Source organism: Pseudomonas sp. PAGU 2196 (assembly GCF_022179005.1).
GTDB lineage: Bacteria > Pseudomonadota > Gammaproteobacteria > Pseudomonadales > Pseudomonadaceae > Aquipseudomonas > Aquipseudomonas kermanshahensis.
Genome location: NZ_BNTL01000027.1, coordinates 31,017 through 56,528, shown reverse-complemented (window position 1 = coordinate 56,528; position 25,512 = coordinate 31,017). Strand labels below are relative to the sequence as shown.

Below are 25,512 nucleotides of genomic sequence, written 5' to 3'. Positions count from 1 at the left end.
GAGTCCCCTAGGGGACGCCATGTTTACCCGCGTTTTGCGGGACTTTAAAGGCTCATTCGCTTATTGAATGGGCCTTTTGTTTTTCTCCCTTTCCCATTTTTCGGGCGCCGACAGGTGGTCGCTAATTTCGCTTGCCAAAAAATATGATGCTTATAATATTACAAGCATCATATTCGAGGTGGCCATGAACGACAAAAAGAGCAAAACCCGCGAGCGGATTCTCGAAGCTGCGCGCAGCGCCTTGATCCAGCACGGGCCGGCTGAGCCGAGCGTCAGCCAGGTCATGGGCGCTGCAGGCCTGACGGTAGGGGGGTTCTATGCCCATTTCGAGAGCAAGGACGAACTCATGCTGGAGGCGTTTCGCCAGTTATTGGGCGAACGGCGGGACTTGCTGGCGCAGGTCGACCCCAGCCTGGATGGCGAGGCGCGCCGGGCGTTGGTGACGGCGTTCTACCTTTCGCGCAAGCACCGCGACGCGCAAGTGCATGCCTGCCCGCTGCCCAACGCCCTGGGCGAAATGCAGCGCCTGCCAGAGGTGTTCCGCGAGGTGCTGGCCGAGCACATCGAGCTGATGACCGCGAAAATGGTCGACCGCCCCGAAGATATCGACAAAGCACTGGCCGACCTGGCGCTGATGGTTGGTGGCCTGGCCCTGGCGCGCGCCTTGGGCACTGGCGAGCTTTCTGACCGTGTATTGCGTGCCGCCAAGTCGGCGGTGATCTGAATAACCACAATGCTGGAGCAAGGCGATGACTACCCTGAGCTGGATTCGTGGCGTCAATGGCACCCTCGGCCACCTGGCCCCTGAGCATGTGGCCGGCAAGATGCGCCGCGCATTCATGACCCCACGTACATTGCCCCCAAAAGCGTGGGAGTTGCCGTTGCTGGCCAAGGCCGAACGCATCACCCTGCGCTTCGGGCTGTCGGCGTTGCGTTGGGGCAAGGGGCCGACAGTATTGCTGATGCACGGTTGGGAAGGGCGCCCCACCCAGTTTGCCGCGTTGATCGAGGCCCTGGTCCAGGCCGGGCATACAGTGGTGTCGTTGGAGGGGCCGGCACATGGTCGCTCTCCAGGCCATCAAGCTCACGTGGTGTTGTTCGCTCGCGCACTGCTGGAAGCGGCTGCCGAGCTGCCGCCGTTGCGCGCGGTGATAGGCCACTCCATGGGTGGGGCCAGTGTGTTGCTGGCGTTGCAGATGGGGCTGCGCGCGGAGGCGGCAGTGAGCATCGCTGCACCCGCCCGGTTGCTCGGCGTGTTGCGCGGCTTCGCGCATCGCCTGGGGTTGCCGGCGCGCGCACGGGCCGCATTCATACGCCAGGTGGAGCGGGATGTGGGGATGCAGATCACGCGCCTGGATGTCAGTGGTTACCAGCTGGAACTGCCAGGCTTGGTGGTGCATGCGGCTGACGATGGCCTGGTGGCTGCCGATGAGGCCCATATCATCCACAAGGCCTGGTTCGACAGCCGCTTGCTGCTACTAGAGGAGGGCGGGCACCAGCGAGTGCTGGCCGACCCGCGCCTGGGCGAGGCGGTGCTCGAATTGCTTGCACGGGCCAGCGCGCCGGCCCGGCAAAGGGCCTGAGCATCCGTTACACTGGCTTTCAGTTGTGTTTTTGTTATTAGGAGCGTGCATGAGCTGGGACTTGGCAACACCCTTCATCATCGACCTGCGTGTCGGCAGCGAGGACATCGACGGCCTCGGCCACGCCAACAATGCCACCTATGTCACGTGGCTCGAACGCTGCGCCTGGCGCCACTCCCAGCGCCTTGGCCTGGACCTCGCTGAGTACCGCCGCCTGGACCGGGCCATGGCGGTGGTGCGCCACGAAATCGATTACCTGGCCGCGGGCTATGAAGATGACGAGCTGCAGCTGGCGACCTGGATCATCGACTGGGATCAACGCCTGCGCATGACCCGCCGATTCCAACTCAAGCGCCCGCGTGATGGCGTGACCCTGTTGCGGGCGCAGACCACCTTCGCCTGTATCGAATTGTCCAGCGGCAAGCCCAAGCGCATGCCTGCAGCGTTCATCGAGGGGTACGGCCAAGCGCTGATCGGTGCCTGAAGGGCTGTGGTTTTTTGTTAGACTGCCGCCTTTTCCCGCCGAGACCCACACATGCAAATTGCCCTGGCCCCCATGGAGGGGCTGGTCGACAACATCCTGCGCGACGTCCTGACCCGAGTGGGTGGCATCGATTGGTGCGTCACCGAGTTCATCCGCGTGTGCGACCGCCTGCTGCCGGCATCCTCGTTCGACAAGCTAGCGCCTGAATTGCGCCAAGGCGCGCGGACCGCGGCCGGGGTGCCGATGCGTGTGCAACTGCTGGGCTCCGACCCGGTCTGCCTGGCCGAGAACGCAGCGCTGGCCTGTGAGCTGGGCGCACCGGTAATCGACCTGAACTTCGGTTGCCCAGCCAAGACCGTGAACAAGTCGCGCGGCGGTGCGGTGCTGCTCAAGGAGCCAGAACTGCTGCACGCCATCGTCCGCGAAGTGCGCCGTGCGGTGCCGGCGCATATCCCGGTGACGGCGAAGATGCGCCTGGGCTTCGACAGCCCCGATGGCGCGCTGGACTGCGCCACGGCCCTGGCCGAAGGCGGTTCGGCGCATCTGGTGGTGCATGCCCGCACCAAGGTCGAGGGCTACAAGCCGCCCGCTCACTGGGAGTGGGTGGCGCGGGTGCAGGATGTGGTCAAGGTGCCGGTGTTCGCCAATGGCGAAATCTGGACCGTGGACGACTGGCGCCGCTGCCGTGAGGTCAGTGGTGCCGAACACATCATGTTGGGGCGTGGGCTGGTGTCGCGGCCCGACCTGGGCGTACAGATTGCCGCTGCCCGCGAGGGGCGCGACTACCAGCCGATGTGCTGGGACGACCTGCTGCCGCTGCTGCGCGAGTTCTGGCGCCAGGCCCAGGCCAAGCTGTCGCCGCGCTATGCGCCGGGGCGGATGAAGCAATGGCTGGCTATGCTGACCCGCAGCTACCCGGAGGCGGTTGTGCTGTTTGCCGAATTGCGTCGCGAAGATGATTGCGCGCGGATCAGCCGGTTGTTGGGGGTTGAGGTGCAGGCATTCGAGGCGTGTGTTGCCTGATCACGGGGAATTACCCAATTCACGGTAGGAGCAGCCTTGTGCTGCGAAGAGGCCAGCGACCCCAGTGATTTCTCGCTGTGGGCACTGGCCTCTTCGCAGCACAAGGCTGCTCCTACACCGGTTGTGTTGGAACGCAAACCCGCTCAAAAAAATTTTCGTGGTCCCTCTTGAAAGCCATTTCACCGACCTTATCTTTTGAGTACGCGATGCCGAACTCGGGTCGCGCAGTGACTTACTTGCTGAATCTCAGGAGTTTATGACCATGACCACCGCTTTCTCTCTCGCTCCACTGTTCCGCCATTCCGTTGGTTTCGACCGTTTCAATGACCTGTTCGAATCCGCGGCACGTAACGAGGCCGGTAGCAGCTACCCGCCCTACAACGTGGAAAAACATGGCGAAGACCACTACCGCATCGTGGTTGCCGCAGCCGGTTTCCAGGAGCAGGACCTCGACCTGCAAGTCGAAAAAGGTGTCCTGACCGTCTCCGGTGGCAAGCGCGACAACGGCGCCGCTGAAGTGACCTACCTGCATCAGGGCATCGCCCAGCGCGCCTTCAAGCTGTCGTTCCGCCTGGCCGACCACATCGAGGTCAAGGCTGCGGGCCTGGCCAATGGTTTGCTCAGCATCGACCTGCTGCGCATCGTGCCTGAAGAAGCCAAGGCCAAACGCATCCCGATCAATGGCGACAAGCCAGCGCTGAACTGAGTGTAAGGCTGTGACGAAAAGGGCACCTTCGGGTGCCCTTTTTTGCGTGCGTGCAGTCAATAATCTGCAGGCGCTTCCAGCAGCATCTGCCGGAATTCCTGCAACGGCAGCGGCCGGCTGTGCAGGTACCCTTGATACAAGTGGCAGCCCAGTTTCTCGAGAAACTCCAGTTGCTCGGTCAGCTCCACCCCTTCGGCAATCACCGCCAGGTCCAGGCTGTGTGCCATGGCGACGATGGCGCGGACGATCTCGGCGTCGTTAGGGTCTATCGGTGCGTCGCGCACGAACGTCTGGTCGATCTTCAGTGCATCCACCGGCAAGCGCTTGAGGTAGGTCAGTGACGAATAGCCCGTGCCGAAGTCGTCCATGGCAAAACTTACCCCGTAACGCTTCAGCTCGCGCATCTTGCTGATGGTGTCTTCCAGGTTCTGGATGACGATGCCTTCGGTGATTTCCAGTTTCAGCATCCGCCGTGGCAAGCGGTAGTCGTCCAGGCTGCGCAGCACCCGCCCGACGAAATCGTTCTGACGGAACTGCCGCGGGCTGATGTTTACGCACAGGCTGAAATCATCAGCGTCAATCAACCCGTCTGTGAGCATGCGCGCGCAGGCGTCGCAGGCTTCGTCGAGGATCCAGCTGCCTACTTCGAGGATCAGGCCGCTTTCTTCCAGTACCTGGATGAATTGTGCCGGTGGCTGCTGACCGAGCTGCGGGTGGTGCCAGCGCAGCAGCACTTCGGCACCGACTATACGGTTGTCACGGGCATCCACCTGGGGTTGGAAGTGCAAGGCCAGCTCACCCCGGGCGAGCGCCAGGCGCAGGTCGTTTTCCATGCGCAGGCGCTCGCTGGCAGCCTTTTGCATGGTCGTGTGGAACAACTGGGTGGTATTGCGCCCGGAATCCTTGGCCCGGTACAGGGCGATATCGGCACGCTTGAGCAGGTCGGCGGGGGTGGTGCCGTGGTCGGGGATCAACGCCACGCCAATGCTGGGGGTTACCTGCAGGCGCTGGCCATCCAGCGACATCGGTTCGGCCAGCAGTTCGCGCAGGGTGTCGGCCAGCTCGCGCACTTTGCTTTCGACCTGTTCGCGGCTGCCTTCCAAGCCGCTGAGCAGCACCACGAATTCATCGCCCCCTAGCCGCGCCACGGTGTCTTCCAGGCGTACGCTGGCCTCCAGGCGCGCGGTGATGATCTTCAGTACCGTATCGCCTACCGGGTGGCCCAAGGAATCGTTGATGTGCTTGAAGTGGTCGAGGTCAAGGAACAGCAGCGCGCCACGCAGGTTGTGGCGCTTGAGCAGGGCGATCTGCTGGCTCAGGCGGTCCATCAGCAGGGCGCGGTTGGGCAGGTTGGTCAGCGGGTCGTGGTACGCCAGGTGGCGGATCTGTGCCTGGGCATTTTTCAGTTGGCTGACATCGCGGGCGGTCAGCAGCAGGCAGTCGGTCTCGTTGAGGGTGATCGGTTCCACCGACACTTCGACGGTGAGGATATCGCCGCGCTTGTTGCGCCCGAGCATCTCCCGATGGTGCACGCGGCCACGCTCTTTGAGCTCGGCGAGCAGGGCGCTGCGCTGCTTGTCATCGGCCCAGATGCCCAGTTCATACACGCTGCGCCCGACCACTTCGGCCGCGCTGTAGCCGGTGAGCCGGCAGAAACCGTCGTTGATTTCCAGGTAGCGGCCGCTGTAGCGCTCGGTGATGGTGATGGCATCCGGGCTGGAGTGAAAGGCCTTGGCGAACTTCTCTTCGCTGGATTTCAGCGCCGCCTCGGCCCGTTGCTGCTGGGTAATGTCGCGCAGCGTGGTGACGCTGCAGGGTTGGTCGTCAACGCTGATCAGGCAGCTGGAAATCACGCAGGTCAAGGGCGCGCCATTGCGGTGGTTGACCACCACCGCAACGTTGCTCAAGGCCTGTTCGCGGATGACCCGCTCGATGCGTTGCGCACGTTCGATGGACTCAGCCCACAGGCCGATTTCCTCGGCGGTGCGGCCGATCACCTGGTCGGCGCTCCAGCCGAACGTCTGGGTAAAGGCCGGGTTGATCTCGATGAACTGGCCGGTGTCCTGGCGGGTCACGCAGATGGGGTCAGGGCTGACTTGGAACAGGCTGGCGAATTTTTCTTCCGAGGCGCTGAGGCGTTGCTCGCGCTCGACCTGGTCGGTGATGTCCAGCAGGGTGCCGGCCATGCGCAAGGGGTTGCCCTGGTCGTCCCGGTACAGCCGTGCACGGCTTTCGATATAGCGTGACGCGCCGTTCTCCAGCTGCACGCGGTAAGTGATCTGGTAATTGCCCGCAGGCCCTTCGCGCAGGCTGCGGTAGGCCTGGCGCATGACATTGCGCTCGTCCTCCGGTACTCCCTCGAAAAAGGCATCGAACGATTCGTGGAAGGGGATCGGGTCCAGCCCGTGCAGTTGCGCGGCACGGGCCGAGCCATAGAGCATGCCGCTGGGGATGTGCCAGTCCCAGGTGCCCAGCTGGGCTGAGTCCAGGGCCAGGTCGAGGCGTTCTTGGCTGTCCTTGAGGGCCTGTTCGGCACGCTTGCGTTCGGTAGTGTCGACGAAGGTGCTGAGCAAAAACGTCACCCCCTCCAGTTCGATGGCCTGGGTGCAGAGGATGCCGTCGTGCACCTTGTCGTTGCTGGCCCGGAACTGCACTTCCATGATCAGTGGGCCACCGCTGGCGCGGGTAGCGTCCAGCAGTTGCGGGCGCTGCTCGGGGTGCACCCACAGGCCCAGCTCCAGGCTGGTCTTGCCGATCACTTGGTTGCCTGGCCAGCCGAACATGTCTTCGAAATGCTGGTTGACCTCGAAGATCATGCCGTCGTGGCGGCGGGTCAGGAGGATGGCATTGGGGCTCAGGTGAAACAGCGTGGCAAAGCGTTTTTCCGAGTTGATCAGCGCCGTTTCGCGCTCGCGCTGGCGGGTTATCTCACGGATGACCCCGATCATCTGCGGTCGGCCGTGGCGGTCGTGGGTCAGGCTGCCGTTGATCTCCAGCCAGTGCAGGCTGCCATCCGGCCAGCGGATGCGGTGGCGCATCGCTTGCTCCACGGGCTCGCCGTTGACCACCGCCTGGAACAGCTGGCGGGTGCGTGCGCGGTCTTCTTCGGGCAGCAGGTCGAGGTAGTCGATATCGTTGGGCAGCGGGCGTAGCGGGTCGAAGCCGAACAGCGCCTGGGTACCGCGTGACCAGCTGACCCGGCCGGTTTCGATGTCCCACAGCCAGGCCCCCAGGCGGGCGCCGTTGAGCGCGGCGAGCAGTTGCGGGGCGTTTTGCCAGGCCTGTTCGGATTCCTGTGGGTCGGCCGCAGGAATGCGCGGCAGGCGCGGAAAGCGGTTTGCTGATTTGGGCATTGGTACCAGACCTTTGGCGTTTGACGCGTCCTTGAGTTGGAAATGCCGTACTGACGACCGGTCAGGCGGACCCTGCATGGCTGTCGAGCAGGGCCATGAAGGCCCTCGCCGCATTCGATAGCGTTCGCTCCGTGTGCAGAATGTAGCCTAGCTGGCGCGACAGCTGTATGCCGGGTAAAGCGATGGGTGCAACCTGATCATCGAGCATGGTGCGCGGCAGCACGCTCCAGGCCAGGCCGATGGAAACCATCATCTTGATGGTTTCCAGGTAGTTGGTGCTCATGGCGATGTTCGGCGTCAGGCCCTGGCTTTCGAACAGCCGCTGGACGATGTGGTGGGTAAAGGTGTTACCACCCGGAAAGACCGCCGGGTGGCGGGCGACATCGGCCAGGCTGACCGCGTGGTTGTTGGCCAGCGGGTGTTCCGGGGCCGCCACGAAGTCCAGCGCGTCGTCCCACACCGGGATCGCCTTGATCAGGTGGTGGGGGTCTGGCGCCAGGGTGATAACGGCAATTTCAGCACGGCCATGGAGTATCTCGTCGTAGGCAGCTTCTGAGTCCATGAACTGAATATCCAACGCCACGGAAGGGTACTGCCGGGTAAAGGCCCGTAAAAGCGGGGGTAAGCGGTGCAAGCCGATATGGTGGCTGGTGGCCAGGGTCAACCGACCACTCACTTCCCCGGTCAAATTGGTCAGCGCGCGTCGGGTATCATCAAGCACGTTGAGAATCTGATAGGCCCGTGGCAACAGCGCCCGCCCGGCCTCGGTCAGGGTCACTTCACGACCCAGCCGGTCGAACAGGCGCACATCCAATTGCTGCTCAAGCCCGGCGATGCGTTTGCTGATGGCGGGCTGGGTCAGGTGCAGGCGTTCGCCGGCCCCCGAGAAGCTGCCGGTCTCGGCAATGGCGATAAAAGCGCTGAGGTTGGCCAGATCCATCTTTCAGATTCCTGGTGGTTATGCAAAGCATAAAAATTATGAATTTGAGTTATTCAATCTATCGCCATAGCATCGTCCGTACAAGCCAAGGGGTCTTTGGCATAGAAAGACGCTGATGAGGAACAGTCTGATGGCTGGCAAAACGCTCTACGACAAACTCTGGGAAGCCCATGAGGTCAAGCGCCGTGATGACGGCTCGTCCTTGATCTACATCGACCGCCACATCATCCACGAAGTGACGTCGCCCCAGGCCTTTGAAGGCCTGCGCCTGGCGAACCGCAAGCCATGGCGCATCGATACCAACATCGCCACCCCTGATCACAACGTGCCGACCACGCCAGAGCGCAAGGGCGGTATCGACGCCATCGTCGACCAGGTGTCGCGCCTCCAGGTGCAGACCCTCGATGAGAACTGTGACGAGTACGGCATCGTCGAATTCAAGATGAATGACGAGCGCCAGGGCATCGTCCACGTCATCAGCCCGGAGCAAGGTGCCACCTTGCCGGGCATGACCGTGGTCTGCGGCGACTCGCACACGTCCACCCACGGCGCTTTCGGTGCCTTGGCCCACGGCATCGGCACCTCCGAGGTCGAGCATGTGCTCGCCACCCAGTGCCTGGTCGCCAAGAAAATGAAAAACATGCTGGTGCGCGTCGAAGGCGAATTGCCTGCCGGCGTCACTGCCAAGGACATCGTGCTCGCCGTCATCGGCAAGATCGGCACCGCGGGTGGCAACGGCCACGCCATGGAATTCGCCGGCAGCGCGATCCGTGGCTTGTCTATGGAAGGCCGCATGACCATCTGCAACATGTCGATCGAAGCCGGTGCCCGCGTGGGCCTGGTGGCGACCGATGCCACCACCGTCGCCTATGTCGAAGGCCGCCCCTATGCACCGAAGGGCGAGCAATGGAAGCAAGCCGTCGAGTCGTGGAAAGACCTCGTCTCCGATGAAGACGCCGTGTTCGACACCGTGGTCGAACTGGACGCCGCGCAAATCAAGCCACAGGTCAGCTGGGGCACATCGCCCGAGATGGTGTTGGCCGTTGATCAGCGCGTACCGGACCCGGCTGCCGAAGCTGACCTGGTCAAGCGGGGCTCGATCGAGCGTGCCCTGAAGTACATGGGCCTGACCGCCAACCAGGCGATCACCGATATTCAGCTGGACCGCGTGTTCATCGGCTCGTGCACCAACTCGCGAATCGAAGACTTGCGCGCCGCGGCCGAAATCGCCAAGGGCCGCAAAGTGGCCGCTACCGTCAAGCAGGCCATTGTCGTCCCGGGCTCGGGCCTGGTGAAGGCGCAAGCCGAGCGTGAAGGCCTCGACAAGATCTTCCTTGAAGCCGGCTTCGAGTGGCGCGAGCCGGGTTGCTCGATGTGCCTGGCGATGAACCCGGATCGCCTGGAAAGCGGCGAGCACTGTGCCTCGACGTCCAACCGCAATTTTGAAGGCCGTCAGGGTGCCGGTGGTCGTACCCACCTGGTCAGCCCGGCCATGGCCGCCGCCGCTGCGGTGACTGGCCACTTCATCGATGTCCGCGAGTTGATCCAAGGGAGCGCAGCATGAAAGCCTTTACCCAGCACACTGGCCTCGTCGCGCCGTTGGACCGTGCCAATGTCGACACCGACCAGATCATCCCCAAGCAATTTCTCAAGTCGATCAAACGCACGGGCTTCGGCCCCAACCTGTTCGACGAGTGGCGCTACCTGGACGTGGGCCAGCCCTACCAGGACAACAGCAAGCGCCCGTTGAACGAAGAGTTCGTGCTCAACCACGCGCGCTACCAGGGCGCCAGCGTGTTGCTGGCGCGGGAAAACTTCGGTTGCGGTTCGAGCCGCGAGCACGCGCCATGGGCATTGGACGAGTACGGCTTCCGCAGCGTCATCGCACCGAGCTTTGCCGACATCTTCTTCAACAACAGCTTCAAGAACGGCTTGCTGCCGATCATCCTCAGCGATGAGGAAGTCGACGAGCTGTTCAAGCAGGTCGAAGCCAACCCTGGCTATCAGCTGACCATCGACCTGCAAGCCCAGGCAGTAACCCGTCCTGATGGCAAGGTGCTGCACTTCGAGATCGACGCGTTCCGCAAGCACTGCTTGCTCAACGGCCTCGATGACATCGGCCTGACCTTGCAGGACGGCGATTCGATCAAGGCCTTCGAAGGCAAGCACCGCGCCAGCCAGCCTTGGCTGTTTCGGGATGCCTGATTGATATAGCCGGCATTTGCTCTGGCTGTGTCGGCCTCTTCGCGGGTGAACCCGCTCCCACAGGAACTCCTCTGCCCTAACGTCTTGTGCAGTACCTGTGGGAGCGGGCTTGCCCCGCGAAGAGGTCGGCACAGGCAAAAAATCAAAAGGATTGCCCCATGACCAGCACCACCCACACCGACGTGGTCCAACGCCAGTTCGGCGAGCAGGCCAACGCCTACCTCAGCAGCGCCGTACACGCCCAGGGCACCGAATTCGCCCTGCTGCAAGCCGCGCTGGCCGGCCAGGCCGAGGCCCGTTTGCTGGACCTGGGCTGCGGTGCCGGTCATGTCAGTTTCCACGTTGCGCCCCTGGTCGCCGAGGTGGTCGCCTATGACCTGTCGCAGTCCATGCTCGACGTGGTAGCCAGTGCCGCCGCCGACCGTGGGCTGGGCAATATCACCACGCAACGCGGCGCCGCCGAACGCCTGCCGTTCGCCGAGGCCTCGTTCGACTTCGTCTTCAGCCGCTACTCGGCACACCACTGGAGCGACCTGGGCCTGGCCCTGCGCGAAGTGCGCCGCGTGCTGAAACCGGGCGGGGTGGCGGCCTTCATCGATGTCATGTCGCCGGGCAGCCCGTTGCTCGACACCTACCTGCAAACCGTGGAGGTGCTGCGCGACACCAGCCACGTGCGCGACTATTCCGTCGCCGAATGGCAGCGCCAGGTCAGCGAAGCCGGCCTGCATGTGCGCAGCCACACCCGGCAGCCGCTGCGCCTGGAGTTTGGCACCTGGGTCGAGCGTATGCGTACCCCCGAACCCATGCGTGTGGCCATACGCCAATTGCAGCAAGCCATGGGCGAGGAAGTGCGGCAGTATTACCAGATCGAAGACGACGGCTCGTTCAGCACCGATGTGCTGGTACTGTGGGCTGAGCGCTGAGTTTTTTTCGGTGTGGCCGAGCTGGCCACACCGCTTGAATGGATAGAGGAAAGCATGAGCAAGCAGATTCTGATTCTCCCAGGTGATGGCATTGGTCCGGAAATCATGGCCGAGGCGGTCAAGGTGCTGGAGCTGGCCAACGACAAGTTCCAGCTCGGCTTCAGCCTGACCCATGACGTGATTGGTGGCGCGGCCATCGACAAGCACGGCGTGCCGCTGGCAGACGAGACCCTGGAGCGTGCGCGCCAGGCCGATGCCGTGCTGCTGGGCGCTGTGGGCGGCCCGAAATGGGACAAAATCGAGCGTGACATCCGCCCTGAGCGCGGCCTGCTGAAAATCCGTTCGCAACTGGGCCTGTTCGCCAACCTGCGCCCGGCCATCCTCTACCCGCAACTGGCCGATGCCTCGTCGCTCAAGCCGGAAATCGTCTCGGGCCTGGATATCCTCATCGTTCGCGAACTGACCGGTGGCATCTATTTCGGCGCGCCACGTGGCCAGCGTGAACTCGAAGGCGGCGAGCGCCAGGCGTATGACACGCTGCCCTACAGCGAAAGCGAAGTGCGCCGCATTGCCCGCGTCGGCTTCGACATGGCCCGTGTGCGCGGCAAGAAGCTGTGCTCGGTGGACAAGGCCAACGTTCTGGCGTCCAGCCAGTTGTGGCGCGAAGTGGTCGAAGACGTGGCCAAGGATTACCCGGATGTTGAGCTGAGCCACATGTACGTGGACAACGCGGCCATGCAGCTGGTGCGCGCGCCCAAGCAGTTCGACGTGGTAGTGACCGACAACATGTTCGGTGACATCCTGTCGGATGAAGCTTCCATGCTGACCGGCTCCATCGGCATGCTGCCGTCGGCGTCGCTGGATGCCAACAACAAGGGCATGTACGAGCCGTGTCACGGCTCGGCGCCGGACATCGCCGGGCAGGGCATCGCCAACCCGCTGGCGACCATTTTGTCGGTGTCGATGATGCTGCGTTACAGCTTCAACCAGCACGCTGCCGCCGAGGCCATCGAGCAGGCTGTCAGCCTGGTGCTGGATCAAGGGCTGCGCACTGGTGACATCTGGTCGGCCGGCTGCGACAAAGTAGGCACGCAGGAAATGGGCGACGCAGTAGTCGCAGCGCTGCGGAATCTGTAATCTCTCTGGCCCGCCACCGTTTTTGGTCGGTGGCGGCCCACTTTTAGCAAAGGTGTAGTTGCGATGAAACGTGTAGGTCTGATCGGTTGGCGCGGTATGGTCGGTTCCGTGCTCATGCAGCGGATGCTGGAGGAGCAGGATTTCGACCTTATCGAGCCGGTGTTCTTCACCACCTCCAATGTCGGTGGCCAGGGCCCGAACGTGGGCAAGGATATTGCTCCGCTCAAGGACGCTTATTCGATTGAAGAACTCAAGACCCTCGACGTGATCCTGACCTGTCAGGGCGGCGACTACACCAACGAGGTCTTCCCCAAGCTGCGTGAAGCGGGCTGGCAGGGTTACTGGATCGATGCCGCCTCGTCGCTGCGCATGCAGGACGATGCAGTGATCGTGCTCGACCCGGTCAACCGCAAGGTGATCGACCAGCAGCTCGACGCCGGTACCAAGAACTACATCGGCGGCAACTGCACCGTCAGCCTGATGCTGATGGGCCTGGGTGGCCTGTTCGAAGCTGGTCTGGTCGAGTGGATGAGCGCCATGACCTATCAGGCGGCCTCCGGTGCCGGCGCGCAGAACATGCGTGAGCTGATCAAGCAGATGGGCGCTACCCACGCGGCTGTGGCCGATGACCTGGCCAACCCGGCCAGCGCCATTCTCGACATCGACCGCAAGGTCGCCGAGGCCATGCGCAGCGAAGCCTACCCGACCGAGAACTTCGGCGTGCCGCTGGCTGGCAGCCTGATCCCGTGGATCGACAAGGAGCTGCCGAACGGCCAGAGCCGCGAAGAGTGGAAGGCCCAGGCTGAAACCAACAAGATCCTCGGCCGCTTCAAGAGCCCGATCCCGGTCGATGGTATCTGCGTGCGCATCGGCGCCATGCGCTGCCACAGCCAGGCGCTGACCATCAAGCTGAACAAGGACGTGCCGCTGGCCGATATCGAAGGCATGATCAGCCAGCACAACCCGTGGGTGAAGCTGGTGCCGAACCAGCGCGAGATCAGCATGCAGGAGCTGAGCCCGACCAATGTCACCGGTACCCTGAACATTCCGGTAGGTCGCCTGCGCAAGCTGAACATGGGCTCCCAGTACCTGGGCGCGTTCACCGTCGGCGACCAGCTGCTGTGGGGCGCTGCCGAGCCGCTGCGCCGCATGCTGCGGATCCTGCTGGAACGTTGAACCGGGCTTGATCGTTCGAAGCCCTGCTAGGCGTTGGCCTTGCAGGGCTTTTTTTGCACATCGTTGGCGATGGGCAGCTCATGTGTGATCGAGCGGTTTGTTCTCTGCAATTACGGCAGGTCAAGTCCGTAGCTAAAGAGCTGAGAGTCGCCCCCCAAGGGTTTAAGCGAAACCGTACCATCCTGCCCTACATCCAGGAATTGACCAGTCTTCTTGTTCTGAAGTCGAATCGTGTAGAGCTGCCCGCTTCGCATTATCCAGGTGAGTCTGTCCGCACGCGGTTGCGCGCACCCCTGAAGCTTCAACTCGTCGTTCAGGCATTGGCCAGCTCCGTTCATGAGTGTGATCTCGTTACTTCCACCTGGTATGTTGGTCGTGCTGATCCAGTACCAACGTTTCAGGTGATTGGGCTCGCAGGTCGACATTGCTACTGTTTCGCCCGAAGTTATCAGGCAGCGATTTTTATGTACCACTGTAAGCTTCACTAGCGCTTGTTTCTGGAAACGTTGGCCTGGGCTGTAGGTCAGCGGGGCCAGCACTGGGGTGTCGTTACCTTGGGTGGTGGTGATGAACTTTCCGGTAGTCAGTTCCTGAAGATAGATGTCAGAAGGGGTCTGGGTCAGGTCTTGGCGTGTCCACCAAACGGTATCTTTGCGCGGGAAAAGGCATTCGCCGGTTGCTAAACGGGCGTTGATGCAACGGCCCGAGAGGTCGACTGGCTCGTATGCGTCGAACTGATGGGGGAACACATTCTTGGGGGGGAGGCGCCAAATTGCGTCCGCATTGCAGGTCGCAAGTTTCAAACCATGATCGGTGGCTGTTAGGCAGGCGTTCCGTTCTTTTGAATACAGATATTGCGGCTCCCAGACCTGATTTATCTGCTCGCCGTGCTCAGCCCCCATGCTAATGACCAGGGGAAGGCGGTTATCTTCCAGCTGTCGCTCATAAACGACGGCGTCATCCACCTTGAGCACCGCTTTGACAGGTTTACGCTGGGAATTGACATTGAAGACGGCCGTTTTCAAGGTGTCTTTCGCGATGAGGCCGGCGTAGAGTGGGTGTGTTTCGATGGCGCCGCTGGCGTAATGAATATCGACCCGATAAGTGTGCGGGTTGCGATCGTCGCCTGGCTTGAAATGTTGCAATAGGTTATCGCTGCTATTGGCGAGCAAGGCTAGGTCGCCGGTGCCAGTGGGGGTGATGAATCTGCCTGTGTTGCTTTCTTGCAGCTTCAGCAGGCGAGAATGATTCGTGATGTCTATGCGACCGCGCCAGCGAACTTGTCGTTCGGCGTTGACGCAACTGCGAAAGTGAAAATTGAATTCCAGGCATTTACCCTCCCTGTTACGCACGATGACAATCGGCACGTAGGGCGCTTCCGCTGCGTTATCAGGGGGTACGGTTTCTATGGTTAATTGAGCCGATTCGTCATCGCAAGCTTTCAATACCAGCAGGTCGTGTTCCGAGGCGAGGCATTGCAAGGTTGTCGTCATCAATACGGAATAGCTCGCGCTGCGCTCTGGGCGGGTCGCAGCACTGGCGGATAACTGTGCAGGGCTGAAGACATTTCCATAGTTGCTCAAAATGGCCGGATAGATTTGGTTGATGCCATCCCGGTTGTGTGACGGGTCTGAAAAGGTCACCACCAAGGTATGTACCGGCACTGCAGTTTCAATAGGGACTCGATTTGATGCGGGCGAAAGCAACGACGGCAGGGGGGCAGGTTGCCGAATGCCAGGGTCAGGGAGGCCGTGAGAGGGGGCAGTCACCGCAAGGCCGTTGCCTTCCTTGGCGGCAACGGCAGTGACGCCCATGGCCGGCGGGCGGTGGTCGTCAAACACATCAGCGTACTTTGCGCCGTCCGGCAGCCGTCCGAAGCGCTGTTGTACACGCAGCGTCTGCTGGTGGTTATAGGGAGAAATATAGCGTTTCCAACTGGCGCCTTCTGTCGATTTCAGGCCCAGCTTTTCGAACTCGTCAATCAAGGGCGCCGAAGCGGGACCGGAAGCCCAAGGCGGGGCGGAGAGTGATCCAACAACCTGGCCGAAGTAGTGCAAGCCCAGATGGTCTACCGGCAGACTGTAGCGGTGTGGGTCAGGATGTATGTGTGGCAGAAAGACATTGTCATACGCCCTGTACGACCAGTCTTCGTAGCGTGGGGGTGTATCGTGAGGAAGGCCAAAGGCGTGGCCTGTTTCATGCCAGAAGCCATTGGGGTAGTAAGGGTAATTGCAGCTGTTGCCTCCACAGCTGGCGCCTACGCCTGGCGGCAAAGGAGGCATGTCTTCTGGCGTGTCGAGCAATTGCCCCGTAATGGCCACAGGGTATCCAGATTTCTTGTCGCCCAGGTTCGAAGCCGCGCGCCAGAAATGACCCATGCCCACTTTGGCTGGTAACGTTTTGTCGCCGAACGCAGCCCACTCCATGCCATTCGTCTTGTCGTAAACATGCGGCTTTTGGTCGGGTCCCATGGCAATGATGCGTGGCCAGTAGGCTTTGCCGGTGCCTAGGTGAAGGCGTTGAGTCGGCACTTCGGAAAGCATTTCCCGTGCGGCAATACGCGCGGCAGTGGGATTGTACTCACCGTCGAACTGATCGAGGGTGTCCCTGCACGTCGACTTATCCTTGAAGATGCAGCCCTTGATGTTCATCAGCGTCAGCCCCTCGCTTTCAGGGGTCATGAACACGAATTTGTCAGCGGGTAGCGAGCCTTGAATGCTCGGGTTGCCAGCTTGCTGAAAACTGATGCGCGCATCGGCGGTGAACAGGTTCCAGGGGATCTGATAGCTGAACGTGTTTTCCCTGAACTTCGGGTAGCTGCCTTCAATGGTATTTCCAGAGAAGGTGTCCTTCTGGTCATATACCGCAGTGCCTGGAAGTGCTTCCGGGCGATCCATGCGTACGGTGGTGGTGCGGCCATCCAGCGTTATGGTCATTTCCACGTCAGTGACGGGCTTGTTGGGCCTGAACAGCACCAGGGCCGCTTTGTGCGGCACCAGAAACGGGTCGAAGATTCTGCGGGTCGCCGCTACCACATGCGTTTGGGCAAAATCGACCTGCCCCCCCAGAGCGCCCTGTAGATCATTTCTCGGCGCATCCGCGAAGTTAGTCGGGCCGTAATCCTGAGGTACGCAGGCGCTAGTGACCAAACATGACAGCAGCGTTGTTATCAGGAGTGGGCGCATACGTGTGTCTCGATGAATAGACGTCAGGCAAGATTGGGTGCGATCGAGAAATTCTGATACTGGCAAAAATGTCAGGTAGCGCCTGTCATTCTGGCCGGCCTGATGTTCGGCTGTCGGTCGCAGAGGGGCTGGCGTATTGAGGGTGTTCGTTGTTCCATAATCCGAGTAAAGTGCCGCCCCCCCGCCGTTTCAGCAAAAGGATCCCCTCCATGACCCAACCCCTGGACATCGCCGTCGTCGGCGCCACCGGTAGCGTCGGTGAAACCCTCGTACAGATCCTCGAAGAGCTGGCATTTCCGGTCGCGACCCTGCACCTGCTGGCCAGCATGGAGTCGGCGGGCAGCAGCGTGATGTTCGCAGGCAAGAAGATCAAGGTGCGTGAAGTCGACAGTTTCGATTTCGCCCAGGTCAAACTGGCCTTCTTCGCTGCCAGCCCTGGCGTCAGCCGCAGTTTCGCCAGCAAGGCCCAGCAGGCGGGCTGCACGGTCATCGACCTGTCCGGCGGCCTTGACGACGCCCTTGCCGTGGTGCCGGAAGCCAATGCCGACAGCATCGCCAACCTGAAGCTGCCTGCACGCCTGGCCAGCCCTGGCTCTGCAGCCGTTGCCCTGGCTGTCGCGCTGGCACCGCTGAAAGGCCTGCTGGACATCGAGCGGGTGCAGGTCATGGCCAACCTGGCGGTCTCTGCCCAAGGCCGCGAAGCGGTCAACGAATTGGCCCGTCAAACCGCCGAGCTGCTCAATGCCCGCCCGTTGGAGCCGCGCTTCTTCGACCGCCAGGTGGCGTTCAACCTGCTGGCTCAGGTGGGTGCGGTTGACGAACAAGGCCATGCTGGCCTTGAGCGGCGCCTGGTCAGCGAGCTGCGCGAGCTGCTGGGGCAGCCCGAACTGAAGATTTCCGTGACCTGCATTCAAGTCCCGGTGTTTTTCGGCGATAGCTTCAGTGTGGCGGTGCAAAGCCGTAAACCGGTAGACCTGGCGGCAGTCAATGCTGCGTTGGAGAATGCCGACAGCGTCGAACTGGTCGCGCGCGACGATTATCCGACGCCGGTAGGTGACGCAGTGGGCCAAGACGTGGTCTATGTTGGACGTGTACGCCATGGTGTCGATGATGACCAGCAGCTCAACCTCTGGCTGACCACCGACAACCTGCGCAAAGGCGCCGCGCTCAACGCTGTGCAAGTGGCGCAATTGTTGATTAAACACAGGCTGTAAAAGATACTGCGAGCACTTTTGTCCTGCTCTGCATGCAGGTTTCGGGACGATTCATACAAGGGAAGAGGTCATGCTTCGAATTCGCAAACTGGTCCTGGCCATGGCTGCTGCCTCGGCGCTGTCGTCGGGCATGGCCAATGCGTTGGGCTTGGGGGAGCTGACCCTCAAGTCGGCACAGAATCAGCCGCTGGACGCCGAGATCGAATTGCTCGACGTGCGCGACCTCACTGCCGCCGAAGTGGCGCCGAGCCTGGCGCCGCCGGAAGAGTTCAGCAAGGCGGGGGTAACCTTTGCGACTTACCTCGAAGACCTGACATTCACGCCGGTGATCAACCCCAACGGCAAGAGCGTGCTGCGCGTCACCTCCAGCCAGCCGCTGCCGGGGTCTGTGGTCAAGTTTCTGGTGCAGGTGATGTGGCCGCAGGGGCGACTGCTGCGTGACTACAGCGTCCTCCTCGACCAGGCCAAGGCCCAGGGCAAACAGCCTGCACCAGGCAATGTCGCACCCGCAGTGACGGGCGCCAGCAACTACACCACACAGCGCCGCGACACCCTGTGGCAGATTGCTGCGCGCAACAGCCAGGGCGGCTCGATTCAGCAGACCATGATCGCGATCCAGGCGCTGAACCCGGACGCCTTCATTGGCAACAACATCAACCAGTTGAAGGTGGGCCAGGTGCTGCGCCTGCCCGACCAGCAACAAATCCAGGCCATTGCTCAGGGTGAGGCGGTTCGCGACGTGGCCGAGCAGTATGCGGCCTGGCGTGAAGGCCGGCGCCTGGGGCCGCGTGCCCGTCAGCTCGACGCCACCCGCCGCGGTGCCGCCGAGGCCGCGCCAGAGCGCATTGCCCAGGGTGACAACCTGCGCCTGGTCAGCCCCGGCAACCAGGCAGGCGCTGCGCCGGCCAAAGGGCTGAACGACAAACTGGCCGTGGCCCAGGAAAGCCTCGATACCAGCCGTCGGGACAACGATGAGCTCAAGAGCCGCATGGCAGACCTGCAGAGCCAACTGGACAAGCTGCAGCGTCTGATCGCACTGAAAAACGACCAGTTGGCTCGGCTTGAAGCCCAGGGCGCAGCAGGTGAGGCGCCAGTCGCCGCTGCTCTGCCAGGCGAGCCTGCGCCGGCCAATCCGGCAGCTAACGCCGAGCCGGACGTAAAACCTGCACCGGCGGCCGTCGATACCGCACCGGCCAGTGTGCCTGACGCCCAGCCGCGCGCTGACGGCGTGCTCGGCAACCCGTTGCTGCTGTGGCTGATTGCAGGGTCTGCGTTCCTCGTGCTGTTGCTGCTGCTGGTGCTGTTGCTGGTGCTGTTGATGCGCAAGCGCAAGGCCCAGGAAGAAGCCGAGAAACACCTGCGCATGGCGCGGGCCTTGGCTGAGGAAGAGCAGGGTGCGGGCCTGGATATCGATGCCGACAGCTTTGAAGGCCTGGAGGTCTCGGCGCCGAGCGTAACGCTGTCGCCAGCGGTGGTCGCGGCGTCTGCCGCTGCCGCCACTGCTGCAGAAAAGCCCGCGGTCGCGCTCGCCGAGCCAGCGCCGCAGCCAGACACGACGGCCGCCCTGTTGGCGGAAGTCGAGCAAAGCCTGCAAAGCGGCCGCCTGAATCATGCCGCCGAGCTGCTTGAAACGGCCCTTGCCGCAGCGCCTGAGCGTGACGTACTGCGCCTGAAACTGATGGAAGTGTATGCCCGTCAGGGTGATCACAGTGCGTTCGTCGAGCAGGAGCGTGTGCTGCCAGCGACTGAGCAGAATGTTGCTCAGGTTGACGAACTCAAAGGCCGTTTCCCTGCCATGCTGGGGCTGGCCGCCGCCGGTTTGGGTGCGGCAGCGTTGGCTGCCGAGATGGATGAGCAGTACGTGCAGGGCCTGCTGCAGGATCAGCCTGAGGCGCCGGTGGTTGAAGACATCGTGCCCGAGGGCGAGTCAGAGGCCGAGCCAGAGGTGCTGGCGGAGCCCGATTTTGTCGCAGAGCAAGCGCTGGACGACATCGTCGAGCCTGAGGTCGAGGCCATCAGCGAGGTTCCATCGCTTGATGCGTCGGACCTGGACAGCGACTTCGACCTGAGCCTGGGTGAAGACCTGCCCGAGGAAGACCCGTTGGCAGCGCCGCTGCTGGACGAGCCAGTGCTGGACGAAGTTGTGCTGGATGAACCTGTATTGGACGAAGCGCAGGTGGAGGAACAGCCAGCTGCCGTGGAGGCTGAGCTGCAAGCTGAAGCTGAAGCTGAAGCAGACGCTGAAGCAGACGTTGCCGCCGATGCCGACGCTGATTTCGAGGCGATGCTGGCGCAGGCCGAGCCGCAGCCCGTTGCCGATCTGGATGACTTCGACCTCGACGTCAGCGAGCCCGTGGCCCCGGCTGTCGCCGAAGAGGCGCCGGTAGACGTTGCCGCCGAGCTGGCAGCCTTCGACAGCGTGCCAGAGTTTGATCCGATCACCGAACTGGACCTGCCGTCGGACTTCGACCTTTCGCTGTCGCTGGAGGATGACTCGCCGGCTGCCAAGAGCTTTGCTTCGGAGCTGGATGACGTCAACGCGGAGCTGGACAAGCTGTCCCAGAACCTCGAGTCGCCTTCGCTGGAGCCGCACTTCACCGCTGAAGACGCCGTTGAGCAGCCTGAGCCCGAGCCGCTGGACGACTTGGACTTCGACTTCTTCTCTGGCAGTGATGAAGTCGCCACCAAGCTCGACCTGGCGCGCGCCTACATCGACATGGGCGACCACCAGGGGGCCCGTGACATCCTCGATGAAGTCGTCAAGGACGGCGACGGGACCCAGCGTCAGGAAGCCGAGGACATGTTGTCTCGGTTGGTCTGAGCCCCGTTCTGAGGTCTCGCGGCTAAACAGATGTAACCACCCCCAACGGCAGCCCAACAGGGCTGCCGTTGTCGTTATAATCCCGCCATTGCGTAATCACCACAGGTTTCATGCTCTTGGATATCATCGACACCGCCGCCGAATCCGCGGCTGAAGGCTACTCCCGCATCGCCCTGGGCGTGGAATACAAGGGCTCGCGCTACCGCGGCTGGCAGCGCCAGGCCAGCGGCGTGCCCAGCGTCCAGCAAGCCCTCGAGCAGGCGTTGTCGAAAGTCGCGAACGAGCCGATTTCCGTGATCTGTGCTGGGCGCACTGATGCCGGGGTGCACGGTTGCGGGCAAATCGTGCACTTCGACACGCGCGCCATCCGCGATGAGCGCGCCTGGACCCTGGGCACCAATTTCAACCTGCCCCACGACATCAGCGTGGTCTGGTCGCGCCCGATGCCGGCGGACTTCCATGCCCGCTTCAAGGCCACCGCCCGGCGTTACCGCTACGTCATCTACAACGACCCGATCCGCCCCGCGCACCTGGCCGAGGAGGTGACCTGGAACCACCGCCCGCTGGATGTCGAACGCATGGCCGAAGCCGCCGAGTTCCTGCTCGGTACTCATGACTTCAGCGCCTTCCGCGCCAGCCAGTGCCAGGCCAAGTCGCCGATCAAGCACATCCATCACCTGCGCGTCACCCGCCATGGCCAGATGATCGTGCTGGACGTGCGTGCCACGGCGTTCCTGCACCACATGGTGCGCAACATCGCCGGTGTGTTGATGACCATCGGCGCGGGTGAGCGGCCCGCCACCTGGGCGCGGGAAGTTTTGGAAGGGCGTAACCGCCGCGAGGGTGGGGTGACGGCACACCCGTACGGTTTGTACCTGGTGCAAGTGGAATACCCCGAAGCCTTCCAACTGCCTCAGCGTTACATCGGCCCACACTTTTTGACCGGCTACGAGGCATTGGCAGACTGACGGGCCAAAAGCCTTTTGCTAACATCCGGCCTTCACCGAAACAGCAGGGTTCGCAGTCCATGAGCAACGTTCGCAGCAAGATCTGCGGGATTACCCGCATCGAAGACGCGCTGGCTGCCGCCGAGGCGGGGGCCGATGCCATCGGCTTCGTCTTCTACGCCAAGAGCCCGCGTGCCGTGGACGTGCGCCAGGCGCGCGCGATCATTGCCGAGCTGCCGCCGTTCGTGACCACCGTCGGGTTGTTCGTCAACGCCTCGCGTTGCGAGCTGAACGAGATCCTCGAAGTGGTTCCCCTGGACCTGCTACAGTTCCACGGCGACGAAACCCCGCAAGACTGTGAAGGCTTCCATCGCCCTTGGATCAAGGCCCTACGCGTGCGCCCGGGTGATGACCTGGAAGCGGCCTGCCAGCTTTATGTTGGCGCCCGCGGTATCTTGCTGGACACCTATGTGCCCGGCGTGCCCGGGGGCACGGGGGAAGCTTTTGACTGGTCGCTGGTACCGGCTCGCCTAAGCAAGCCGATTATCCTGGCCGGTGGCCTGGACGCGCAGAATGTCGGCCGGGCCATTGCCCAGGTCAGGCCTTATGCGGTGGATGTCAGCGGCGGTGTGGAGCAGGCCAAGGGCATCAAAGATGCGGCAAAGATCGAAGCCTTCATGCGTGCGGTGAAACAGGCGTGACGGTGGATGTGACGGTTGGCGGCGCACCATCGTCCATAGCTATCGCAGCCCCTGCGGGGCGCCCGCCGATACGGTGGGCGAACAACACATTAACGGTGGCGCGGCGCGCCGGAAGCCCCGGCGGCCGTTCCATCATCGTTTCATAAAAGATTTTGAGCTCAAGGGCAGGGCAGGCCGGTTACGCCGGCCCCCGCCCGCCGATACTGGAGAAAGAAAGCATGAGCAACTGGTTAGTCGACAAACTGATCCCTTCGATCATGCGTTCCGAGGTGAAGAAGAGCTCGGTGCCTGAAGGCCTGTGGCACAAGTGCCCGGCTTGCGAGGCCGTGCTGTATCGTCCGGAGCTGGAAAAGACCCTCGATGTCTGCCCTAAGTGCAACCACCACATGCGCATTGGCGCACGTGCGCGTATCGACATCTTCCTCGACGCCGAAGGCCGTGCTGAGCTGGGCGCCGAGCTGGAGCCGGTCGACCGCCTGAAATTCCGCGATGGCAAGAAGTACAAGGACCGCCTCACCGGTGCGCAGAAGCAGACCGGCGAAAAAGACGCGCTGATCTCCATGAGCGGTACCCTGATGGGCATGCCGATCGTGGTCAGCGCGTTCGAATTCTCCTTCATGGGCGGCTCCATGGGTGCCATCGTCGGTGAGCGTTTCGTTCGCGCCGCCAACTACGCCCTGGAAAACCGCTGCCCGATGGTCTGTTTCTCGGCCTCCGGTGGTGCGCGCATGCAGGAAGCGCTGATCTCGCTGATGCAGATGGCCAAGACCTCGGCTGTGCTGGCGCGCCTGCGTGAAGAAGGCATTCCGTTCATCTCCGTGCTGACCGATCCGGTCTACGGCGGCGTTTCCGCCAGCCTGGCGATGCTGGGCGACGTCATCGTCGGCGAGCCCAAGGCACTGATCGGCTTTGCCGGCCCGCGCGTGATCGAGCAGACCGTACGCGAGAAACTGCCAGAAGGCTTCCAGCGCAGCGAGTTCCTGCTGGAGCACGGCGCCATCGACCTGATCATCTCCCGTGGCGAACTGCGCCCGCGCCTGGCCCGTCTGCTGGCCCAGATGACCGGCCAGGAAACCCCGGAGCAGGCACGTGAGGCGGCTGCGGTCGCGTGATGAAACAACGATCCCTGGGCGAATGGCTCGCCTACCTCGAGCAGTTGCACCCGTCGGCCATCGACATGGGGCTGGAGCGTTCGCAGAACGTGCTTGCCCGCCTGGCGCTGGGCAAGCTGGCACCGCGCGTGGTGACCGTCACCGGCACCAATGGCAAGGGTTCCACCTGCGCCTTCGTCGCGGCGATGCTGCGTGCCCAGGGGCTCAAGGTGGGCGTGTACAGCTCGCCACACCTGTTGCGTTACAACGAACGGGTGCTCATCGATGGCCAAGAGGCCAGTGATGAGCGCCTGTGCGAAGCCTTCGCCGCCGTCGAGGCGGCGCGAGGCGACATTTCCCTGACCTATTTCGAGATGGGCACCCTGGCGGCGTTCTGGTTGTTCTACCAGTCCAAGCTGGATGCCGTAGTGCTCGAAGTGGGGCTCGGTGGCCGTTTGGACACCGTGAACGTGGTGGATGCCGACCTGGCGCTGGTGACCAGCATCGGTGTCGACCATGTCGATTACCTGGGTGATACCCGCGAGCTTGTCGCCTTCGAGAAGGCCGGCATCTTCCGTGCTGGCAAGCCGGCGCTGTGTGGCGACCTTGACCCGCCGCAGCCCTTGCTGGACAAGGCCCATGAGCTGGCGGCACCGTTGTTCTTGCGTGGGCGTGACTTCGACCTGGAAAGCACAGGCGACAGCTGGCACTGGCGTGGGAAAACGGCCGAGGGTGGCCGGGTAGCGTTGCGCGATCTGCCGTTGCTAGACCTGCCCATGGAAAACGCCACCCTGGCCCTGCAGGCCTACCTGTTGATGGGCCTGCCCTGGGATGCCGGTCAACTGCGCCAGGCGCTGCTCGATACCCGTATCACCGGTCGCCTCGATCGCCGTGAAGTGCGCTGGCAGGGCAAGCGTGTGGAGCTGTTGCTGGATGTCGGGCATAACCCGCATGCTGCGGCGTACCTGGCACGGCGCCTGGCGGCAAGGCCGGTCAAGGGGCGCCGCCTGGCAGTGTTCGGCCTGCTGGCCGACAAGGACCTGCCGGGCGTTGTCGAGCCTTTGCAGGCACTGGTCGACGACTGGGCGGTCGCACCGCTGGACACGCCGCGCAGCCGTCCGGCCGCAGAACTGGCTGACGCCTTGACGAACCTCGGCGCTGCGGTGAAGTCTTATGCCAGCGTCGACGCGGCCCTCGAAGGGCAATGCGCGCAGGCGACGGCGGATGATCAGGTCCTGCTGTTCGGTTCGTTTTTCTGTGTCGCCCAGGCCCTGGAGTGGTTGGCGCGGCAGGCCCCGGAGGGTTGAGTAGATGGCAGTGCTGGATAAAGGGATGAAACAGCGCATGGTGGGTGCGTTGGTGCTGGTGGCGCTGGCGGTGATCTTCCTGCCGATGCTGTTCACCCGCGAGGACGAGATGCGCCAGGTGCGTGTCGAGGCCCCGCAGGCGCCGGCCATGCCGAGCCTGCCAGAGGTGCAAGTGGAGCCGGTCGCCGTGCCGGAGCCGCAGGTGCTTGCAGAGGAGACGCAGCAGCCACCGGTGGTGGTTGACGAGTCTACCGCGCCAGCCAGCACACCTAGCCAGCCGATTACGCCATCTCCGCAGACGCAAACGCAGGCCCAGGCTGCCAAGCCGCCAGCGCCCAAGGTTGAGCCTAAGCCGGCCGCCACGCCAGCGCCTGCCGTTGCCGCCGCGAAGCCCGCAGCGCCATCGAAGATCGACGTGAATGGGTTGCCGGTCAGCTGGTCTATCCAGTTGGCCAGCCTGTCCAATCGTGCCGGGGCAGAAAGCCTGCAGCAGACGTTGCGAAGCCAGGGCTACAACGCCTACATCCGCTCGGCGGGCGGTATGAATCGGGTGTACGTCGGGCCACTGATCGAGCGCGCCGAGGCCGAGCGCGTACGTGATGCAATCAACCGCAAGCACAGCCTCAAAGGCTTTGTGGTGCGCTTCCAGCCCGAGCGCGGCTGATAGCGCTGCCTCTTTGTAGGAGCGGCCTCGTGTCGCGAAAGGGCTGCGAAGC

Annotated in this window: 20 protein-coding genes; 17 read left to right on the top strand and 3 right to left on the bottom strand. The window is 62.7% G+C overall.

From position 1 onward, the window contains the following. The first annotated feature begins 184 nt into the window (after positions 1-184). From MFF34_RS21520 to MFF34_RS21500, 5 genes are all read left to right on the top strand, one after another. On the top strand, positions 185-724 hold the full coding sequence (locus tag MFF34_RS21520; RefSeq protein ID WP_027596739.1) for a TetR/AcrR family transcriptional regulator: 540 nt from the start codon (positions 185-187) through the stop codon (positions 722-724). A 25-nt stretch (positions 725-749) separates the two neighbouring features. Beyond that, positions 750-1,583, top strand: a complete 834-nt coding sequence (locus MFF34_RS21515) for an alpha/beta hydrolase (protein WP_099430100.1) — start codon at positions 750-752, stop codon at positions 1,581-1,583. 49 nt (positions 1,584-1,632) lie between these two features. Then, positions 1,633-2,067: a thioesterase family protein gene (locus MFF34_RS21510; RefSeq protein WP_027596737.1), complete on the top strand. Its 435-nt coding sequence runs from the start codon at positions 1,633-1,635 to the stop codon at positions 2,065-2,067. A gap of 51 nt (positions 2,068-2,118) precedes the next feature. Next, positions 2,119-3,090 (top strand): tRNA-dihydrouridine synthase, encoded by a 972-nt coding sequence (locus tag MFF34_RS21505; protein ID WP_099430099.1) that lies wholly within the window; start codon positions 2,119-2,121, stop codon positions 3,088-3,090. Positions 3,091-3,352: 262 nt separating this feature from the next. Further along, a complete protein-coding gene (locus MFF34_RS21500) occupies positions 3,353-3,796 on the top strand; it encodes an Hsp20 family protein (RefSeq protein WP_099453321.1) in 444 nt (147 codons plus the stop codon). 56 nt (positions 3,797-3,852) lie between these two features. Here the strand turns inward: MFF34_RS21500 and MFF34_RS21495 are convergent, their stop codons facing one another. Further along, positions 3,853-7,149, bottom strand: a complete 3,297-nt coding sequence (locus MFF34_RS21495) for a bifunctional diguanylate cyclase/phosphodiesterase (RefSeq protein ID WP_238216365.1) — start codon at positions 7,147-7,149, stop codon at positions 3,853-3,855. Positions 7,150-7,210: 61 nt separating this feature from the next. Beyond that, complete coding sequence (locus MFF34_RS21490; protein WP_238216363.1) at positions 7,211-8,089, bottom strand: LysR family transcriptional regulator; 879 nt, start codon at positions 8,087-8,089, stop codon at positions 7,211-7,213. Positions 8,090-8,219: 130 nt separating this feature from the next. Between MFF34_RS21490 and leuC the strand changes: the two genes are divergently transcribed. From leuC to asd, 5 genes are all read left to right on the top strand, one after another. Beyond that, entirely contained in the window at positions 8,220-9,653 is a 1,434-nt protein-coding gene (gene leuC, locus MFF34_RS21485) for a 3-isopropylmalate dehydratase large subunit (protein WP_027596732.1), read from the top strand. Then, positions 9,650-10,294, top strand: coding sequence for a 3-isopropylmalate dehydratase small subunit (leuD, locus tag MFF34_RS21480; RefSeq protein ID WP_238216361.1), 645 nt, complete (start codon positions 9,650-9,652; stop codon positions 10,292-10,294). The genes leuC and leuD overlap by 4 nt, the downstream gene beginning before the upstream one ends. A gap of 158 nt (positions 10,295-10,452) precedes the next feature. Beyond that, positions 10,453-11,217: a class I SAM-dependent methyltransferase gene (locus MFF34_RS21475; RefSeq protein ID WP_238216359.1), complete on the top strand. Its 765-nt coding sequence runs from the start codon at positions 10,453-10,455 to the stop codon at positions 11,215-11,217. Between the two features lie 54 nt (positions 11,218-11,271). After that, the gene (gene leuB, locus MFF34_RS21470; RefSeq protein WP_238216357.1) at positions 11,272-12,354 is read left to right on the top strand and encodes a 3-isopropylmalate dehydrogenase; all 1,083 of its coding nucleotides are present in this window, start codon (positions 11,272-11,274) and stop codon (positions 12,352-12,354) included. 63 nt (positions 12,355-12,417) lie between these two features. Continuing rightward, on the top strand, positions 12,418-13,530 hold the full coding sequence (asd, locus tag MFF34_RS21465; protein WP_027596728.1) for an aspartate-semialdehyde dehydrogenase: 1,113 nt from the start codon (positions 12,418-12,420) through the stop codon (positions 13,528-13,530). A gap of 110 nt (positions 13,531-13,640) precedes the next feature. Here asd and MFF34_RS21460 read toward each other — a convergent pair whose 3' ends face one another. Next, positions 13,641-16,715 carry a TagA domain-containing protein gene (locus MFF34_RS21460; protein WP_238216355.1) on the bottom strand — a complete coding sequence of 1,025 codons (3,075 nt, stop codon included), beginning with the start codon at positions 16,713-16,715 and terminating at the stop codon, positions 13,641-13,643. A gap of 209 nt (positions 16,716-16,924) precedes the next feature. On the opposite strand from MFF34_RS21460, the gene MFF34_RS21455 reads away from it, so the two are divergent. The 7 genes from MFF34_RS21455 (at position 16,925) to MFF34_RS21425 (ending at position 25,460) form a co-directional block, all read left to right on the top strand. Further along, positions 16,925-17,929 (top strand): aspartate-semialdehyde dehydrogenase, encoded by a 1,005-nt coding sequence (locus MFF34_RS21455; RefSeq protein WP_027596727.1) that lies wholly within the window; start codon positions 16,925-16,927, stop codon positions 17,927-17,929. Positions 17,930-17,999: 70 nt separating this feature from the next. Continuing rightward, complete coding sequence (locus MFF34_RS21450; RefSeq protein ID WP_238216353.1) at positions 18,000-20,750, top strand: FimV/HubP family polar landmark protein; 2,751 nt, start codon at positions 18,000-18,002, stop codon at positions 20,748-20,750. A gap of 110 nt (positions 20,751-20,860) precedes the next feature. Further along, entirely contained in the window at positions 20,861-21,718 is an 858-nt protein-coding gene (gene truA / locus MFF34_RS21445) for a tRNA pseudouridine(38-40) synthase TruA (RefSeq protein ID WP_027596725.1), read from the top strand. Between the two features lie 59 nt (positions 21,719-21,777). Next, a complete protein-coding gene (locus tag MFF34_RS21440; protein ID WP_238216351.1) occupies positions 21,778-22,398 on the top strand; it encodes a phosphoribosylanthranilate isomerase in 621 nt (206 codons plus the stop codon). 218 nt (positions 22,399-22,616) lie between these two features. Beyond that, positions 22,617-23,510, top strand: a complete 894-nt coding sequence (accD, locus tag MFF34_RS21435) for an acetyl-CoA carboxylase, carboxyltransferase subunit beta (RefSeq protein WP_027596723.1) — start codon at positions 22,617-22,619, stop codon at positions 23,508-23,510. Continuing rightward, positions 23,510-24,796 (top strand): bifunctional tetrahydrofolate synthase/dihydrofolate synthase, encoded by a 1,287-nt coding sequence (gene folC / locus MFF34_RS21430; protein WP_238216349.1) that lies wholly within the window; start codon positions 23,510-23,512, stop codon positions 24,794-24,796. The genes accD and folC overlap by 1 nt, the downstream gene beginning before the upstream one ends. Before the next feature lie 4 nt (positions 24,797-24,800). Further along, positions 24,801-25,460, top strand: coding sequence for an SPOR domain-containing protein (locus MFF34_RS21425; RefSeq protein WP_238216347.1), 660 nt, complete (start codon positions 24,801-24,803; stop codon positions 25,458-25,460). Positions 25,461-25,512 lie beyond the last annotated feature (52 nt).